General features: G+C 54.3%; 19 protein-coding genes and 1 pseudogene. 4 read left to right on the top strand and 16 right to left on the bottom strand.

Annotated features, from left to right (window positions below; all coding sequences use genetic code 11):
* Positions 1–582: pseudogene (locus tag J4E05_RS09320) on the bottom strand (hypothetical protein); the annotation flags it as partial.
* Here J4E05_RS09320 and J4E05_RS09315 point away from each other — a divergent pair.
* Positions 581–1,192, top strand: a complete 612-nt coding sequence (locus J4E05_RS09315) for a hypothetical protein (RefSeq protein ID WP_349594601.1) — start codon at positions 581–583, stop codon at positions 1,190–1,192. The pseudogene J4E05_RS09320 and the gene J4E05_RS09315 sit on opposite strands and share 2 nt — an antisense overlap.
* Before the next feature lie 20 nt (positions 1,193–1,212).
* Here J4E05_RS09315 and J4E05_RS09310 read toward each other — a convergent pair whose 3' ends face one another.
* From J4E05_RS09310 to J4E05_RS09265, 10 genes are all read right to left on the bottom strand, one after another.
* Positions 1,213–2,115 (bottom strand): hypothetical protein, encoded by a 903-nt coding sequence (locus tag J4E05_RS09310; protein ID WP_349594598.1) that lies wholly within the window; start codon positions 2,113–2,115, stop codon positions 1,213–1,215.
* On the bottom strand, positions 2,112–2,375 hold the full coding sequence (locus J4E05_RS09305; protein ID WP_349594595.1) for a hypothetical protein: 264 nt from the start codon (positions 2,373–2,375) through the stop codon (positions 2,112–2,114). Before J4E05_RS09305 ends, J4E05_RS09310 begins: the two co-directional genes overlap by 4 nt.
* Positions 2,357–4,741: a VirB4 family type IV secretion system protein gene (locus J4E05_RS09300; protein ID WP_349594592.1), complete on the bottom strand. Its 2,385-nt coding sequence runs from the start codon at positions 4,739–4,741 to the stop codon at positions 2,357–2,359. The genes J4E05_RS09305 and J4E05_RS09300 overlap by 19 nt, the downstream gene beginning before the upstream one ends.
* Complete coding sequence (locus J4E05_RS09295; RefSeq protein ID WP_349594589.1) at positions 4,738–5,040, bottom strand: hypothetical protein; 303 nt, start codon at positions 5,038–5,040, stop codon at positions 4,738–4,740. The genes J4E05_RS09300 and J4E05_RS09295 overlap by 4 nt, the downstream gene beginning before the upstream one ends.
* Positions 5,041–5,042: 2 nt before the next feature.
* Positions 5,043–5,360, bottom strand: a complete 318-nt coding sequence (locus tag J4E05_RS09290) for a TrbC/VirB2 family protein (RefSeq protein WP_349594586.1) — start codon at positions 5,358–5,360, stop codon at positions 5,043–5,045.
* A gap of 46 nt (positions 5,361–5,406) precedes the next feature.
* Positions 5,407–5,889 carry a conjugal transfer transcriptional regulator TraM gene (gene traM / locus J4E05_RS09285; protein WP_349594583.1) on the bottom strand — a complete coding sequence of 161 codons (483 nt, stop codon included), beginning with the start codon at positions 5,887–5,889 and terminating at the stop codon, positions 5,407–5,409.
* On the bottom strand, positions 5,847–6,575 hold the full coding sequence (locus J4E05_RS09280) for a P-loop NTPase family protein (RefSeq protein ID WP_349594580.1): 729 nt from the start codon (positions 6,573–6,575) through the stop codon (positions 5,847–5,849). Before J4E05_RS09280 ends, traM begins: the two co-directional genes overlap by 43 nt.
* Before the next feature lie 28 nt (positions 6,576–6,603).
* Positions 6,604–6,810 (bottom strand): helix-turn-helix domain-containing protein, encoded by a 207-nt coding sequence (locus J4E05_RS09275; protein WP_349594577.1) that lies wholly within the window; start codon positions 6,808–6,810, stop codon positions 6,604–6,606.
* 243 nt (positions 6,811–7,053) lie between these two features.
* Positions 7,054–7,359, bottom strand: a complete 306-nt coding sequence (locus J4E05_RS09270; protein WP_349594675.1) for a TraK family protein — start codon at positions 7,357–7,359, stop codon at positions 7,054–7,056.
* Positions 7,360–7,728: 369 nt separating this feature from the next.
* Positions 7,729–8,616, bottom strand: coding sequence for a LysR family transcriptional regulator (locus J4E05_RS09265; RefSeq protein WP_349594574.1), 888 nt, complete (start codon positions 8,614–8,616; stop codon positions 7,729–7,731).
* A gap of 249 nt (positions 8,617–8,865) precedes the next feature.
* Here J4E05_RS09265 and J4E05_RS09260 point away from each other — a divergent pair, with 249 nt between their 5' ends.
* Together J4E05_RS09260 and J4E05_RS09255 are read left to right on the top strand one after the other, a co-directional pair.
* Positions 8,866–9,834, top strand: a complete 969-nt coding sequence (locus J4E05_RS09260) for a hypothetical protein (RefSeq protein WP_349594571.1) — start codon at positions 8,866–8,868, stop codon at positions 9,832–9,834.
* 376 nt (positions 9,835–10,210) lie between these two features.
* Complete coding sequence (locus tag J4E05_RS09255) at positions 10,211–10,984, top strand: SapC family protein (protein WP_349594568.1); 774 nt, start codon at positions 10,211–10,213, stop codon at positions 10,982–10,984.
* A gap of 109 nt (positions 10,985–11,093) precedes the next feature.
* On the opposite strand, the gene J4E05_RS09250 is transcribed toward J4E05_RS09255, so the two are convergent.
* Complete coding sequence (locus J4E05_RS09250) at positions 11,094–12,272, bottom strand: fumarylacetoacetate hydrolase family protein (RefSeq protein WP_085588281.1); 1,179 nt, start codon at positions 12,270–12,272, stop codon at positions 11,094–11,096.
* Positions 12,273–12,518: 246 nt separating this feature from the next.
* Positions 12,519–13,154, bottom strand: coding sequence for a trimeric intracellular cation channel family protein (locus J4E05_RS09245; protein WP_085588283.1), 636 nt, complete (start codon positions 13,152–13,154; stop codon positions 12,519–12,521).
* A gap of 262 nt (positions 13,155–13,416) precedes the next feature.
* Here J4E05_RS09245 and map point away from each other — a divergent pair, with 262 nt between their 5' ends.
* Positions 13,417–14,169 (top strand): type I methionyl aminopeptidase, encoded by a 753-nt coding sequence (map, locus tag J4E05_RS09240; RefSeq protein WP_085588285.1) that lies wholly within the window; start codon positions 13,417–13,419, stop codon positions 14,167–14,169.
* Between the two features lie 112 nt (positions 14,170–14,281).
* Here map and J4E05_RS09235 read toward each other — a convergent pair whose 3' ends face one another.
* Genes J4E05_RS09235 through J4E05_RS09225 form a run of 3 tightly spaced genes read right to left on the bottom strand, consistent with a single transcriptional unit; the run spans position 14,282 to position 16,343 of the window.
* A complete protein-coding gene (locus J4E05_RS09235) occupies positions 14,282–14,941 on the bottom strand; it encodes an amino acid ABC transporter permease (protein ID WP_085588286.1) in 660 nt (219 codons plus the stop codon).
* Positions 14,938–15,672, bottom strand: coding sequence for an amino acid ABC transporter ATP-binding protein (locus tag J4E05_RS09230; RefSeq protein ID WP_349594562.1), 735 nt, complete (start codon positions 15,670–15,672; stop codon positions 14,938–14,940). Before J4E05_RS09230 ends, J4E05_RS09235 begins: the two co-directional genes overlap by 4 nt.
* Positions 15,672–16,343, bottom strand: coding sequence for an amino acid ABC transporter permease (locus J4E05_RS09225; protein ID WP_349594559.1), 672 nt, complete (start codon positions 16,341–16,343; stop codon positions 15,672–15,674). The genes J4E05_RS09230 and J4E05_RS09225 overlap by 1 nt, the downstream gene beginning before the upstream one ends.
* Between the last annotated feature and the right edge of the window lie 28 nt (positions 16,344–16,371).

Raw genomic sequence — 16,371 nt, 5'->3', positions numbered from 1 at the left:
AATGCTGACTGCGATCTGGCTGAAATAAATCACCATCAGAAGCAGCCAGGGAATGGCGATCAGGACGCCATAAACCCCGGCCATCAGATTGCCGAGCGAGAATTCAGACCAGACTTCAAATGCCATCTGAAGGACGGCCCGAAAACCGATTTCGGCGACATAAACCAGTTGCGTCATGCCCTTGTAGTTTGTCGCGGCATCGCTAATCAGTTTGTTGGTTTCACCGCCAGCGGTTGCAGCGGCTTGCAAGACGACGGCAGCCGCCCCGCCCATTGTCGCAAGCGAGGTGTTGTAGATCAGATTGACAAGTATCGCACCCTGGCCAGATAAAAGGCCCGCGCCTATTGTGATGAAGAACAACTCATGCGAGAATCCGATCAGATCGGACTTTGCCATCACCATCTTGATACCGTGGACGATAAACCAAATGGCGACGACAGACCCAAAGATGACCACCATCGGCGTGGTCAGCACCTTGCTTAAAGCATCGGTATATCCGGCAGCCGCATCCAGATACCGCTGCATCGGTTCGCACATGAAGCAGTTAACAGCGGTTTGCGCTGCGGGGCTGTCATATTCCATGATTGTTTGCCTTCTTGTCTTCTCTGCACCCGCTCATGCGGCTTGGGACACGTGCGGAACCTGTGCAAAGCAGAATGATTTTTTCGACTACGGCTATGCGGCCCGTATGTGGGAAGAGCTGGATACTCGGGATAAGTTCTGGACCGAATGGAACCGGGTTTTTCCGGTTGCCAAGGCGGCTTACGATGCCGGTCTTCTTAAAGGCACCATCGCCGAGATGCGGGAAGCAATTAAGGATCGTGACGATGCCACCGAGATCATGCAGGGCTACGATCTCTGGATTGCACAATCCAAAGTGTGGAGCCCTTCGCTTCGTGATCAGCCGGGGAGGTCTTATGGCTCTTTTAACAATTCTGGTGGTGATGTCGCCCCGAGGAGCTTGGCGTGCAGTGCAACGATTAGGCGCAATATTTTTACACATCAGTGTTTTGATCTGCCCGATTGGCGCGCCGATGAGTTGGCGGCGGCAGATACCGCTGAATTTAATGAAATTCAGCAAAGTGTTGCCGAGAGAAAAGCAGCAGATGCCGCAGCCAAGGCAGAGTTTGATCGTGCGCAGAAAGCCAAAATTGAAAAATGGCGTCAGCGCGCCGAGCAAGGCAAAAAATAGATTATTCAAAGAGGCGATCTTCATTCATCGCCTCCTTCCTGCTCACCACCATCCCCGGAGGGACGGAACTGCATGAGCATGTTGGCCTGAATGCGGATCAACTGCGCCATTTGCTGCTGTTGCTGCACCTGAATGCGGCTTTGATGCAGTTCCGCCTTAAGCAGGGTGGCGATGAAGGTTTTAAGATCGCCCGCCTGTTCGCCTTGTGATTCCAGCTCTTCGATAATGTCCTGATTGATCTCGGCCAGTTCGGTCGAGGTGCGATCCGCTTGCGCCAGTCCGGTATTAACCGCCTCGCGCGCCATTTTCGCCCGGCGTTCTTCGGTCGCCTTGCGCGCTGCCGCCCTTGCCGCAAAATAAAGCCGCTGTTCTGTCGGGCTGTCGGGGTTTTTCCAGTTCGGCGCATTGCCGTCTCCGCCCGAGCCGCCGCTTGAACCTCCGCCCCAGCTCCCACCTTCCGGCATTGCCCAGTCATCGGGGCTGCCTTCCTCGCCAAACTTCCAGCTTTCCGGGTCCTTGGGATCAAACCACAGGGTGGAGTTATAGAAGAACCGCCGGGCACAGATGCTTTTCCAGTCAACATCATCAAGATTGATCCCGGGCATCAGCTTGGAGAAATCGGGCAGCAAACAGGAGATGTCGCGATTGATCTGCTGGCCAAGCTTGGCAAGGTTGAGAATGGGCACCGCGACTTGCCCCAGCTTGCCAATGGCGTTGATCTGGTCCTGGGCGGTCTTGCTGATCTTGCCGAGCAGGTCTGTCTGTTTCATCAGTTCATCAAACTGCTGTTGCAGCTTGTTGAACTGTTCGGTGATTTTAACAAACGAGGTGGCGTCAAACACCGGATAGGTGGCGGAAGCGGGCAGGCTGGTCAGGGTGAGCAGGCCGGCAACGGCAAGGATGCGCAGATGCTTTCTGTTCATTTCATCCCCCGTTTCAAACGGCAGACAAGAACAGCGCGCAGAACCAGCAACAGGCTTGTGAAACATTGCAGGCTTACCAGGATCAGCCCGGCAACCGGTGCCACAACCAGAAGCCCGGCGGTCAGGACCAACCCGGCCAGTGTGACGATCAGAAACAGAAGATCATCCCGGGATGCTGTGATTGAGGATGCGATCAGGGTTTTGTTCTGCCGTGGGGCTGTGAACCGCCCCGGGGCAGAGCTCAAAGGTGGTTGCGCCATGCGTCCCCCCATTTGCTTTGCAAGGTTTCCATCAGTTTGTTTTCGTCAGGACCGGAGCGGTAAAAGCGCAGTGGATCGCCCAGCGGCGAAAGATCGACATTGAGAATGGCGCTTTCTTCATAGCCACTGACTTCGTCGCGCTTAATGATCAGAACCCGGCGGTCATTGAACTCTTCCGAGCGCGTGCGGCCCTTCACAAAGGCCTTTTGCTCGTCATTGAGATTGAAGGGTTCCAGGCTTTCATCATCGATCTTGGAATTGGGAAAGAAGATGAACACGGCGGTGTTTTCGATAAAGGCTTCCGCCTTGCCGCTTTTCACCAGTGCTGCCGGGTCCTGAAAAATCATGCCGACAATGCCGTTGAGCTTGCGATATTCGCGGTACATCTCGGCGGCCAAATCGCAAAAACCGGGATTGCGCAAAAGATTGGCCGCTTCCTCGATCAGGATGATGAAGCCCCGCAAGTTCGGTGCAACCGATTTGGCAATGGTCTCGGCGATATGGCCAACAATCGGCGCGCCCAGCGACGGGTCTTTCAACGCCTCGTTCATATTGATGCCGACCATATGCGACTGGTTGAGCATCCCGCCGAGACTGTCATGGGGCGCATTCATGATGTGGCTGCGCAGCCCGGCATTGCCCTTGTCATCAATCACCCATTGCGAAAACGCCCGGCGCAGTTCGGAACGTTTGGCAAAGGCATAGGGAAACAGGGCATTGAGCGTGCGATTGGGCGGATCGATCTGGAAGGCCAGATCAATCGCATGCGACAGGGCCTCGCGATCATCCGGGGCCAGTTCAATCCCGGCCATGGCCTTGAGAATGAAATTGATGCGTTCGCGATTGGCCGGATTGTCTTCCCCGACATCCAGCGGGTTTAAGGCCAGCTTCTCATAGGGCTGATAGAGCCCGCCCAGCGCCTCGACCATGAAGCGCGAGCCTTCTTTGGAATCAAAGATAAAGGAGCGAATGCGATCAAACTTTGACGCCCCGCTGAGAAGATGCATCAGCAGTGTTGATTTGCCGCTGCCCGCCGGGGCAAAGACGAGAAAGTTGGCCAGCGTCTTGGGCTTGTTGGTGACATGGAAGTTCGCCGCATAGGCCTGCCCACTCGTCGTGGTAAACCAGCGCAACGGGGCCGGGCCGAGCGGGCTTTCGGTGAGGCCGGTGGCGGAATGCTGCATCGCCCATAGGGCGGCAATGTTTTCGCTGCGCAGTTCGAGCGAGGACATGAAGCGCCCGCCCGGGATCAGCCTGGCGCGTGACTTGGCCGGAATCCGGTTAAACCAGCAGACCGGCGCGCCGCGTACCTGGACATGATAGAGGATTTGGCGGTTTGACAAGCGCCGGGTGATCTTGCGGATCAGGGCATCAAGTTTGACGGATGTATCTGCCCGGGCAATGATCTGGAATTGCGTCGCAAACAGGGTGGCATCCCCCTGATTGATCATGGCGATCAGGGCATCGGTCTCGGCGGCGGCCTCGGCATTGCCAAACAGGGCACTTTGTTCACCACTGAGACGACGGGTGAGATACAGCAGGGCCTTGTGCTGATCAAAGGGATCGCAGATCTGGCAAATCTCGATCTCGCCATCGAGCGTCATGATGTCGTTAATGATCTGGCCCGTCACCGTGCCCGGCCATTTGGCGACCGTAATCACCTTTTGCAATTTCTCGGTCGGGGTGAAACTGCGGATCACCCCGTTATCCTTGTGAAAGTTCAGATCACTGGCGGGCAGGCCGCCCGAGATGTCTTGCGGGATCGGGCCGAGATCGTGGCGATATTCGCCGCAGACAATGCCGTTTAAAAACCCGGTCAGATCACAGCTTTGGCCCTCGGGCGCTTTGGCCAGCAGATCAACCCCGTATTTTGCCCCATCGGCATCAATAATGTCGGTGGCTTCATGCAGGGCGGGCATCGAAGTGCCGGTAATCACCAGATACCAGTCGATAAAATAGCTGGAGCGAAACTGCTTTGCTTCGGCGTCACCGACTTCCTGCAAGGGGGCATTGGGCCAGGTGGCGCGGGCATTGATCGCGCGTTTGCGCTTGAGGCCAAACCAGCGCAGGCTCAGGCCCAACTGGCCCAGCTTGTGAACCAGGATCGAGCGGGCTTGCAGCAGGTTTTCCTGTTCGGCCTCGATCTTGGCGTCATAGGACGTGCCGATAAACCGAAACACCCTTGAGAGACTGTTATCCTTGCCGCGTATGGTGGTGGCATCGCTTTCGATACAGTCAAGCTCAAGCTGGTCCTGCAACCAGTCATATTTGACATCACCAAGCAGCAGGCGGCGGCTGGCGGGGACGACAAGGCCCCCGGCCATGGTGGCGACAAGAGAGGTGGCAAGGACGGAAGGCCAGATCATTTTTGTTTCCTCCCGGCATTGAGCAACCGGTTGCCGCGACTGGCCCGCCAGAAGCGGGGCGGCAGCGACAGTTCCCGGTCAAAGTGCATGTTATCCTTGGTCTTGCGGATGAAGAACATCCATGCCCCGGCAATGCCCAGAACCATTGTCGGGAGCATCAGCCAGAAGATTTCGAGGATGACCATCAGAACCAGACCCAATGCCCCGATCACGACACTGAGCATCATCAGCGGCACGGGCAGGCCAAACATGGTCATCTGGTTTTGAATGCGGGTGAGAACGGCGCTGCCAGCTTTCATGATCAGGACCCGCCAAACAGGCCAGCCGAGATCGCCGGACCAGAGGTGACCAGCACCCCGCCAATGACGATCATGCCCGCCCGGATCCAGTCCATGCGTCCGGTAAACCCGGCCCAGATGCCAAGCACCATCACGCCAAGGCCCACCACAATGGTGCCGATCTTGCCAACCCCGGTCTGAACACTTTCAAACAGGCTAATGATTGGTTCATACCATTCACCGGAGGCAGAGGTGGAGGCCGCCTGGGCAAAGGCGGGCTCGGTGAGAATGAGGGTTGCCACGGCAACCAGCAGGCACAGGGACAATTTGTTTTTGGTCATGGTTTCCTCGGAATGAAGTCGGGTTCAAATCGGAATAAATGCGGGTTCACAGGGTCAGGGCGCTGAGCACACCGACGACGAAGACGACGGCGAGAATATTGAGCGTGGTCAGGATCTTCTGGGTGCGCAGCAGGCGGGCGAACTGGCGGATGGCGTCTTCCGCCATCTCTGCCGTTTCATTCATGGTTTTGATGCGTTCGCGCACGACATCACCCAGCGCCTCGGCCTTGAAGGCTTCAATGGCGGCCAGTACATCGGTCGTGAAATCCTGCGAGGCATCGCGAACGGTCTGGGAAAGGGCGCGGTTATACTGGTCATTGATCCGGCGCTGTTCATCGAGCGACAGGCGCAGGATGGTATGGACCAGCAACACCGGATCATCGGCATCGACCGTGATCTGATGTTGCTGCCACAAATAAGTGCGCAGTTCCTCGACACTATCCATTGTGACGGGTGGTGGCGGGGTATCGTCGAGCAGGCCTGCCATCACAGCACCGCCTGTTCCATGGTGTTGTGCAAAGTCCGCCATGTCATTTTGAGGCGCTGGCGGGCCATTACGGCAAACTCGGGCGACTGGACCGCTTCATCAAAGGTCAGACGGGCACGCATCATTTGCTCGACGTCATGACCGAAAGTTTCCTTGCGGACTTCGGGCAGGCGCACCAGCGCGTGAATGCGGTCCTTGTTCTTTTTATAAAGGCCGGATTGCTCGAAGCCTTCGATCTCGCCATTTGCGGCGCGCCGCTCCACACGCCCGAAATATTCATTGAGCCAGACGACAATGGTTAGCTCGGGCAGGTGGGTCAGGATCTGACCCAGCCCTTGAACGGTATCGGTTGAGGCTTGCCCACCGGTGACGATGGTATGCAGGCGGATTTCGTGTCCGAGTTCATGCAGAACGTCAAAAGCCTGGGCTTCCACCAGGTAACCCAGAAGCGGCAGAAAGGTTGAAGCTCCGTTATCAATGACCACCACGGACTCTTCTGGCAGGTCGATGATCTTTTCAATCAGGGCATCGAAATAGCGGGCATTGATTTCGTCCTGTCGTTCACCGAGACGGATGGTCTCGACAGGAAAGGCCTTGTATCCGGCAAAGGTCTGGTTGACCGGATCGGTGTCAAAACATTGCAGGTTCTCGGCACGGGGCAGGTAATATTGCGCCAGCAGGCTGGAGATAAACGATTTGCCGACACCGCCCTTGCCCTGCAATGTCATGTTGATAAGTGCCATTCTGGAATGCTCCCTAAGAAATAAGAATCTGGATGCCCAATGCCTGGGCGAGCTTGAACAGCCGGCTTGACGAGAGATCGCTTTTGCCAGCTTCAAAATCCCGGTAGCTGCGCTCGCACACGCCAATCAGGTTAGCGGCCTCGATCTGGCTTAAGCCTTTGTCGAGGCGCTCTTTGCGGATGCGGTAAGTCAGCAGAACAAAATCAGCCTGCCAGCTCATGCGTCGTGCCTTGTGGCGGGCATGATGTGGTGTGGATTGAGCTGCTTTTGGTGTGAGAAAATGGTCATGAAATGGATCCCCAATGGTTCTGTCCTTTGATGCCGGTGGCCCGACCCGGTCTTCAAACCGGGTAACGGGCCGGATGGGGCAAATCCTTTAGACATCACCAGACCAGGTCCGAACCCTGGCGGTGATGAAGGGGCAGGTCAGGCGGATCGTTGCCGCTCAACGGCACTTCTGCGCTCATTGCTCGTCTTCCTGATTGTCGAGAGGGGAAGGGGTGTTCTGGGGGAGGGGATGGTGTTGCGTACGCTTTGTGCGCATTGAGGCAATATCCGCCGCGACCATGAGAGGACCGAATAGACGTTCATGGCGCAGCCAGCCGTAAAAAGACCGTTGCGACATTTTGATGCGATTTTGGGATTTTAAGTCGGCGTGAATGCGCTTGGCTGTTTTGCCACTGGCAAGGGCTTTGTGTATTTCTTCGCGCAGGGCGAGAAATTCAAATTTGGCCTGTCCCCATTTCATCACGGTATCTCTCTTGTCAATTTTAACGGCTTGACAAGAAAGAGAGGGTTATGATTTCAATTCGTTGCGGGTTAGGAGTTTGTCTTTTTGGGGTTTAATAACCCGGACCCGCAAATTTGAATCGAAATTCGGCGATTGCCCCCGCAACCAATAAAAAGCCCTGCCATCTTCGGATGGTGGGGCTTTTTATTTATTCAGGTGTCTGCTTTGAACTGATGACTTTCTTTGGTTATGGGCCTTCTCATAACGTGAAGGCTGAGAGCGTCAAGAAAAGGTGCCGGTGGCACCTTTTTAGCTCGAAGGTCGAGCACGGCAAAGCCGCGCGCAGATTGCGGATATCTTTCCACATACAGCACGAAGAAGCATCCGGCTAAATATGGAGCAGAGCCGTCAGGAGTTGGATTTTACAAACGCAGCTGCTGTTGCCATGAAGCTGGATACCACGGGCTTAATGGGTGAGCCGGTTGTCGCAATTGCGGTTTGCAGCATGATGTTCAGGTCTTGAACAGGCCGAAAAACAACCAGGTCATTGCTGCTACTGCAAAGTGTTTCTGGCACGAGCGCCACCCCAAGCCCCACTGCGGCCTGATCGAGCATGGCGTGCCAACGAAACCGTTCTTCACGTAAAACAGGCTGAAATCCACATTTGCTGCATGCGGAAACTATCGAGTGATAGAGGACTGGGCCGATTTCTTCTGCGGAAACGATGAGGCGCTCTTGGGACAGGTCTGAAAGCTGCAGTCCCTGTTTGTTTGCCAGTGGATGATCAGCCCTCATGGCCGCGCCGATTCTTTCTTCACCTGCGAATTGCAGCGACAGATTGGTTTGATGAATCGGTGGATGTAAGAACGCGATATCGATTGCCCCTTTTTGCAGAGCGTCGATCTGGTCGATAGTTGGCATATTGTGGAGCGTAATGTCCACACCAGGAAATAATTCGCGATATCGGCGGATGATCGCTGTCATGTGACCAGCTTGCGGCAGTTCGCAATACCCAATGGCCAGCATACCGGCATCGCCACGTGCAACGTCCCGTGCTTGTTCGACAGCCCGGTCGACCAGGGTTAACGCCGCAGCCAGTTCACGGGCCAAGATCTTGCCCGCATCAGTTACGACGACTTTATGCGGGGACCGCAGCAGCAACGGGAAACCGACCTCTTCCTCCAGTTTTTTAATCTGATGAGAGAGCGCTGGCTGAGTGAGATGGAGCCGGGCTGCAGCCCGGCTGAAATGGAGTTCTTCTACGAGTACGCAGAAGCTTTGAGCATATTTGAACATGCACGAAGATAAAATTTTTTGATCTTAAGTGACAATAAAATAAATTTCGTTTCTTAAAATTGCTGCCTTACATTTCAGGGATAAAAGTCGTTGAGGTGAAAGATGAATGTCTACGGGAGTCTTGTGAAAAGTATCCGGCTGGTTCATTTGAACTTGAGCCATATGGTGGTTTTTAGCGTCTTGTCACTAAGCCTGCATCCACCACTGGCATATGCAGGCCCAGGCAGTTCGCCGGAGGTGGGCGATAGCATGTCGATGGGTAAAGCACTTGAGATGCCGGCAAGGCTGCAGTGGAGAGCAAATTACGGTTATTGTGGGGAAGTCGCCCTTATCAGCGCGGGCCTTTATTATGGGCAATATGTATCCCAGTTTGACGCACGTGCTATTGCAAGCAAGGGAGCAGACCAGTCAACTGAAGAAAGCCAGTTTCTGCTTGGTGTGAATGACACCTACGCGGCTGCGCAGATGCATCTAAAGACAAGTGCATGGGAAGGTGACGCAAGTTCCAGTACGAAAGCTTTTCTCAGGTGGGTAAAGGATAACATTGTATCTGGTCACCCGGTGATTATCGGCGTTTATATGAACCGCCATCTCTTTTATGGAACGGATGACCTTGATGCGGGCGATGAAGAGTACGATCACATCGTTCCTGTTCGCGGGGTTACATCCCGTCACTCATTGCAAAAGCCATCGATCTATTATGACGATGATGTATTGACCTTCAGTGATAATGGCTTGTGGGCAGGCAATGGCGCGCCTGCGTTTATGTACAGTTACTCATTCAAGGCATTTCAAGCCAATCGAACCGAAGCCAATTTACCCTCGGGAGCGGTTTATGCGTTGCCGAGGACAGTTGGAAATTATGGTATCGCCGTAACCGGTATTATCGACAAAGATGGTCAGACGCTGCCGGTTCGCCTCACAACCAACGTTAATGATGAAAAACCGGCGATGAAAGAAGGTTCGAATATTCGCCCGGCATCCAGCGACATCACCCTAACGGTCAAAGTGTCCGGTTTGGAACCCGGAACGTCATATAACCTCTATCGTTACAGTGACTTCAAATCAGTTCCTGATTCTGCTTTCAATGCAAAGGCAAAGAAGGCGGATAAAAGCTGGAAAATTGTCATCGATGCCGGCTCGACCTATTCGATGAATGAGACGATTAAATCAAATCAGGTCGCGATATACCGTGCTGTTCCCGCCACTGCACCATAATGAAAAACCGGCTTTGTTCGTGCTGGAACAATACGATCACTCTTAATGCTTTCCAGGTTTGGTGGTTTTGTGCATTGAGGTTCAGGCTCCCCCACCTGTCAGTGCCAGATCAAATCACATTCAGCAAAATGGGACGTTCCGTTCAGTGATAGCTGTTGCAACGGCACGGACGGGCCGTGTATTGAGGGAAGTAAGGTTCGTTTCCTGGTTGCGTTCTGTCAGGGGCAACGATTGGATACGTTTGGCTGAGGGATTTCCTGCGCACAACCGGTTGCAGATCGGGGCTTTCGATGCAGGTCGAAAGAGACGGGAAGGGACTGCGGACCGTTTTATACAAGCCGTTTTTCGGCTGGCGACATGAAGATGTGAGGATATTTTGGCTAAGGAAAGCAAGACGACCGGTGCGACAAAAACCGAAACAGCGGGCGCAAACCTGCCACTGTTTTATAGCAAACCGCGTGCGGTTCTGGCCGAGCGTCATGGCAGCATGTCGTTGACGCCGACGTCGGATTTTTCGTTTGCGGCGACCACCAATTCGGTGCCGGTTGTGGCAACTGAACTGCCGATGGTGTGCAAGCATTATCCGATCCTGTTTACCGATGGCGCGCAGCCCCAGATGGTGGCATTGCTGGGTTTGCGGGCATCGGAAAACCTGATGGTTGACGATAAAGGCAACTGGACGCCGGGCACCTATGTTCCGGCCTATATCCGTCGTTATCCGTTCATCTTTTTTGAGAACGAAGAAAAAAGCCAGTACACCCTGTGTGTGGATGAAGACGCAAAAACCGTTGTCGAAGGCACGGAAAACCCGTTCTTTGTTGATGGTGAACCGTCAAAAATGACGCAAAGTGCGCTTGATTTTTGTCGCGATTACCAGGCGCATTATGCGGCCACAGCCGAGTTTCTGAAAGCTGTCACCGAAGCCGGGTTGCTGGTGGAAAACCGTGCTGACGCCACACTGGCCGATGGCCGCAAGCTGAGCCTGTCGGGTTTCAAAGTGATCGATGAAGCCAAATTTAATGAACTGGACGATGAAACCTTCCTGGCATGGCGCAAACGCGGCTGGGTGCATCTGGTTTATTGCCATTTCATTTCCAATGGCAACTGGTCAACCCTGGTTGAACGTGCTGCCATGAAGGTTGCCAACTGATCTGGTTTTGATCGATCAGTTAGGACGATACGACAACACCCCGGACCGTACGGTTCGGGGTGTTGTGTGTTTATAGGGTGGGATCCGGGCGCAGGTCGGGAAGAATCGGCTATAGTAAGCTGCGCGCAGCCAGATTGCGCATCAAGGCTGTAATGCCAAATGACCAGGGTGCAATTTTATCGGACCGGTCCACACGATTGATGAGTGCGCCAAGCTGCGGCGTCGAGATTTTAACGATATCGCCGGTTTCATGGGTAAAGCCTGCACCTTTGGCGCCACGATCCTGGACCGGGGCAAACATGGTGCCTAAAAACAGCATGAAACCGTCGGGATACTGGTGATGTTTGCCAATCGCCTGCCCGACCAGACTTTCCGGCGAGCGGCTGATTTTGCTCATCGAGCTGACACCTTCAAGGTGGAAGCCGTCTTCCCCGTCAATGGTCAGGGCAATATCGGCCGATTTGACATTTTCCAGGGTAAACTCACCGTCGAACAGGCGAATGAACGGGCCGATGGCGCAAGAACCGTTATTATCCTTGGCTTTGCCCAGCAACAGGGCTGAACGCCCTTCGACATCGCGCAAATTCACATCATTGCCCAGGGTGGCGCCAACGATGCGACCGGTTGATGTGACGGCCAGCACCAGTTCAGGTTCGGGGTTGTTCCAATGCGAAATCGGGTGCAGGCCCACATTCGCGCCCTGACCAACCGATGACATCGGCGGGGCTTTAGTGAAAATTTCGGCATCTGGCCCAATCCCGACTTCCAGATATTGCGACCATGCGCCTTTTTCCAGCAGGACCTTTTTAATATCGGCAGCTTTTTCAGAGCCCGGCTGGATTTGTGACAGGTCTTCGCCAATAATTTCGGTAATTTCACGGCGAATCTGATCGGCACGCGAGGAATCTCCGCGCGCCTGTTCCTCGATCACGCGTTCCAGCAGGCTGGAGACAAAGGTTACACCGCTGGCTTTAACAGCCTGAACATCGTTGGGGGCCAGAATGTGTAATTTGCCAAGATCTGCATTCGGCGTGCTGTTGGCAAGGGCTTCGTCAAGGGTGCCGATAACGGGGAAGTCGGCGGGGTTGTGAAGTTTTACCACCAGATCTTCGCGTTCAAGAAGCTGGCTGGTGGTGGCACCCAAGGTGCTAATGTCGTGTAACGTGCCATTTGCAACCAAAACCGGGGTCGGCCCGCTAACGCGCGGGTCCCAGACCCGGCCAATCAGCATGGCTGTTTCCGTATCCTGTGGCAGAATATTCTGGGCGTTCATCGAATGTTCAAGCATTAAACTGGCCTGTTATTGTCATGAATATCGGGGTGCGTGCCGGGTCTATCCTAGACCTTATCAGGAGGCAGGCAATATGTGATAGCGACTACATCACGGAAAATGTGTTTTATCAATAAAATACCGGATCACTTTTGCAAAGGGAACATCACGCCGGTTTGATGGCGTCAGATTGTAATCGATCGACAATTTTATGATGCACTTTCATGTAGTTCCGGTTGGCTTGCCGTTCGGTTTGACCCGATTCTAATATTCGCGTCCTGGTCGCGCCCGATAGACCGGAAAGCTAAGCCGGTATTTAAGCGCGGCCGCACGCAGGGCAAAGGCACATAAAAATGCCACCAGCGCCACGGGCTGCTTGGGCAGTTCCAGCATGGCGGTTCCCACCGTGTAAATGGTGGCCCCTAACAGCGCCGAGGTAATGTAGATTTCCGGGCGCAAAATAAGCGGCAATTCATTACAGACCACATCGCGCACCATGCCGCCAAAGGTGGCACTGATCATGCCCAGAATAATCGCGACCAAAGGTGAGAGGTTAAGGTTAAGACCAATCGCGGCCCCGGTTACGCCAAACATGGCCAGCCCCAGCGCATCAAGCCAGATCAATGCAACATAACGCCGTTCCAGCAGATGGGCGGTAAAATAAACCACAATAGCACTGGCAATGCAGGTAATGATCCAGGCGGGGTCGCGGATCCAGAATACCGGGGTTTCACCGGTAATAACATCGCGGACCGTGCCGCCGCCAATGCCGGTAAAGGTGGCGATCAGAATGAAACCGACAATATCCATTTGTCGGCGCGAGGCTTCAAGCGCGCCGGTGACAGCAAAAACCGCAACGCCGGTTAATTCCAGCCAGTAGGTCATGTCGGTCATGGTCATTTTGATTGTCCATTGCCAGTTTAATAAGGGCATTTTGCCGTGCGAGCATAAAGGGCAGGGCGTAATCCGCCAGCGCGATTTTCGCAAGGCCAGATGCACATTAATGCGTTTTATTTTGTAATTGTGCCAGCATGATCGCGGTATATGCCAGTCAGCCCTGTGCTGGCATGGTTGCCAGCTATTTGTGCGCAATCAGGTGACGAGGCAACGAACATAATGCTGCAATCTTGACTTTACCGGATGAAAATCGCATAGCCTTTGCATGACAATCAAAAACGAAGCTGACCTTGTTGCCATGCGCCGTATCGGGCGTTTGTGCGGCGAAATACGTGATCTGATGTGTGCTGCGGCCGAACCGGGCATGACCACTGCCGAGCTTGATAATATCGGTCGTGGCATGCTGGATGCTGCCGGAGCCATTTCTGCGCCCGAAGGGGAGTATGATTTTCCCGGGGCAACCTGCATTAGTGTGAATGAAGTGATCGCTCATGGCATTCCCGGGTCACGGGTTATGCAAACCGGTGATTTGATTAATGTTGATGTGTCGGCATCCCTGAATGGTTATTTTGCCGATACCGGTGCCAGCTTTGTTCTTGGCGGGTTTGAAACCCGTGAACCCGAGATTAAAAAACTGTGCGAAGATGGCCGCAAAGCGATGATGCGCGCCATTCGCACGGTACGACACGGCACACCCCTACGTGAAATTGGCCTGACGGTTGAAAATTTTGCCCGTAAAAACGGGTACAGCCTGATCCGTAATCTTGCCAGCCATGGTGTTGGCCGTTCCTTGCATGAAGAACCCGGCACGATCGCCACATGGGATGACCCGCGCGAACGCCGTACCCTTAAAAAAGGCCAGGTGATTACGATCGAGCCTTTTTTGTCGATGGGGTCGGAATGGGCGACCGAGGATAAGGACGATGGCTGGACGCTGTATGCCGATACTGGCGCACCCACGGTTCAGTACGAACACAGCATTGTCGTGACTGCCAAGGGATATGAAATTTTGACCTGATGGTTGCAAGATAGAACAAACCCCGCCATCGAAAGACGGGGTTTGTACATTGTATTACGGTGTTGGCGACGATGATGTCGGCATGGTGAACGGCGTGCGTTGCAATAGCCGCCTAAAGCCCGGGGACCGCGACTTTCTTTTCCAGCAGCTGCAACAATTGTGCGACTACACTGGTCATGACCACATAAATCGCCGCGATCAGCAAAAAGACTTCGAAAAACTGAAAGGTCTCGTAACCGATTTTTTCCGCACGCGCGGTAATTTCAGTGACGCCAATGGCATAGGCGATTGAGGTATATTTCAGTTCCAAAATCGCCTCGTTGGACCATTGCGGAATAACCCGGCGCAAGGCCTGGGGCAGGATGATGGTGGTAAAGGCCTGAAATTTTCCCATGCCCAGGGCGCGTGCCGCCGTCATTTGCCCGGCAGGAACGGAGCGCACGGCACCGCGCAAATATTCTGCCTGATAGGCCGCGGTATTGAGGCCAATGGCAATAATAGCAGCGGTGAGCGGGTCAAATGTGATGCCAATTTCGGGCAATCCCAGATAGATGAATAACATCTGAACCAGCATCGGCGTGCCCCGAAAGATTTCCACATACACCGTGGCAATCGCATAAATGGGCCGGTTGCCATAAATACGCGCCCATGCCAAGGCCAGGCCCAATACCGCCCCGATCGCCATTGCCGAGATCCACAAGCCCAGTGTGGTGGGCAAGCCCTCCAGCACATAGGGCAGATGTTCCATTGCGAAATCGAGCCACGCGCTCATGCGTCGCCTCCGTGTTCAATCACGTTCAGAAAGGCACGGGTGCGGTCCTGTTGCGGGGCTTCAAACAATTGCGAGGGCGGGCCCTGTTCAATGATTTTGCCGCCTTCCATGAAAATCACCTCATCGGCGGCCTTGCGGGCAAAACCGATTTCGTGGCTGACCACCAGCATCGTCATGCCTTCGGAGGCAAGCTTGTTCATCACCGAAACCACTTCGCCGGTTAATTCAGGGTCCAGCGCACTGGTGGGTTCATCAAACAAAATCAGCTTGGGTTCCATCGCCAGCGCCCGCGCAATCGAGGCACGTTGTTGCTGACCGCCCGAAAGCTCCGCCGGATAGGCATCTGCCCGGTCCGACAGCCCCACGCGGTCCAGTTCCTTGTAAGCCAGGTCAAGCGCCGCACTTTTGCTAAAGCCCCGTAACTTGCGCGGGCCGATGGCAACATTTTCAACCGTGCGCAAATGGGTGAACAGGTTGAAATCCTGAAAAACAAAGGCGACCTTCTGACGCATTGTATTGAGGTTTTTGGCAGTCAGTTCTTCGCCTTCAACAAAAATCCGGCCCTGGTCAGGCGGGCTGAGATGGTTGACGCAGCGCAGAAGTGTCGATTTTCCCGTGCCCGATGGCCCCATAATGACCTTGGATTGACCCGGTGCCATGTCAAAGGAAACGCCTTTGAGAATTTCCACCGCGCCATAGCTTTTATGAATATTTTCAACACGCAGCAGCATTATGCGTCTCCCCTGTGTTCAAAGCCCGGCAATGCAAGGCGGTTTTCGAGCCGATACAGGGCCCAGTTGCCTGCGCGATTGACGACGAAATACATCAGGGCAACCACACCAAACACGATCAGGATATTCCCCTGGGTGTTCGAGATGATGTATTTGGCCTGACGGGTCAGTTCGACAACGCCGATGACATAGGCAAGCGATGTTGCCTTTAATTCGCTGGAAAATTCGTTGGTCCACGGCCCGATCGACATGCGCAACGCCTGCGGCATAATGATTTCGCGGATGGCTTGCAGTTTGTTCATGCCCATGGCGCGCGCTGCCATCATTTGCCCTGTGGGAACCGACAGAAAGGCGCCGCGAAAAATTTGCGATTGATAGGCGGCAGATCGTAAGCCAAGTGCCAGCACAGCGGCGGTAAACGACCCCATTTCAATGTAATCGGTTACGCCGTAATAAAAGAGCAGCAACAGCACAATGGCGGGAATGCCGCGAAAAACGCGCTCGAAGGCGACGCAGACCAGCCGCAGGCTCCAGTGGCCGTAAACTTCCAGGATCGCCAGTATCAGCCCCAGAACAAGGCCCAGGGACAAAAGGCACACAAGTAACCCGATGGCGACGGCAAGGCCATGTGCCAGATAGGGCATCTGGCTTATCAACGTTTCGAAAATCATGTTTTCATGCTCGTTGGAACGAAAAGAA

The organism is Thalassospira sp. NFXS8 (assembly GCF_040148805.1).
Taxonomy (GTDB): Bacteria; Pseudomonadota; Alphaproteobacteria; order Rhodospirillales; family Thalassospiraceae; genus Thalassospira.
Note: the sequence above shows the minus strand (reverse complement) of the source record. Positions and strands in the feature narration are given on the sequence as shown.

Coding starts and splice junctions, on each gene's coding strand:
- J4E05_RS09235 (WP_085588286.1), bottom strand. CDS start 14,941: ATGAGCGCGTGGCTCGATTTCGCAATGGAACATCTGCCCTATGTGCTG.
- map (WP_085588285.1), top strand. CDS start 13,417: ATGACAATCAAAAACGAAGCTGACCTTGTTGCCATGCGCCGTATCGGG.
- J4E05_RS09315 (WP_349594601.1), top strand. CDS start 581: ATGATTGTTTGCCTTCTTGTCTTCTCTGCACCCGCTCATGCGGCTTGG.
- J4E05_RS09305 (WP_349594595.1), bottom strand. CDS start 2,375: ATGGCGCAACCACCTTTGAGCTCTGCCCCGGGGCGGTTCACAGCCCCA.
- J4E05_RS09290 (WP_349594586.1), bottom strand. CDS start 5,360: ATGACCAAAAACAAATTGTCCCTGTGCCTGCTGGTTGCCGTGGCAACC.
- J4E05_RS09295 (WP_349594589.1), bottom strand. CDS start 5,040: ATGAAAGCTGGCAGCGCCGTTCTCACCCGCATTCAAAACCAGATGACC.
- J4E05_RS09280 (WP_349594580.1), bottom strand. CDS start 6,575: ATGACATTGCAGGGCAAGGGCGGTGTCGGCAAATCGTTTATCTCCAGC.
- J4E05_RS09310 (WP_349594598.1), bottom strand. CDS start 2,115: ATGAACAGAAAGCATCTGCGCATCCTTGCCGTTGCCGGCCTGCTCACC.
- traM (WP_349594583.1), bottom strand. CDS start 5,889: ATGGCGGACTTTGCACAACACCATGGAACAGGCGGTGCTGTGATGGCA.
- J4E05_RS09245 (WP_085588283.1), bottom strand. CDS start 13,154: ATGACCATGACCGACATGACCTACTGGCTGGAATTAACCGGCGTTGCG.
- J4E05_RS09265 (WP_349594574.1), bottom strand. CDS start 8,616: ATGTTCAAATATGCTCAAAGCTTCTGCGTACTCGTAGAAGAACTCCAT.
- J4E05_RS09300 (WP_349594592.1), bottom strand. CDS start 4,741: ATGATCTGGCCTTCCGTCCTTGCCACCTCTCTTGTCGCCACCATGGCC.
- J4E05_RS09260 (WP_349594571.1), top strand. CDS start 8,866: ATGTCGATGGGTAAAGCACTTGAGATGCCGGCAAGGCTGCAGTGGAGA.
- J4E05_RS09225 (WP_349594559.1), bottom strand. CDS start 16,343: ATGATTTTCGAAACGTTGATAAGCCAGATGCCCTATCTGGCACATGGC.
- J4E05_RS09250 (WP_085588281.1), bottom strand. CDS start 12,272: ATGCTTGAACATTCGATGAACGCCCAGAATATTCTGCCACAGGATACG.
- J4E05_RS09275 (WP_349594577.1), bottom strand. CDS start 6,810: ATGAGCTGGCAGGCTGATTTTGTTCTGCTGACTTACCGCATCCGCAAA.
- J4E05_RS09230 (WP_349594562.1), bottom strand. CDS start 15,672: ATGCTGCTGCGTGTTGAAAATATTCATAAAAGCTATGGCGCGGTGGAA.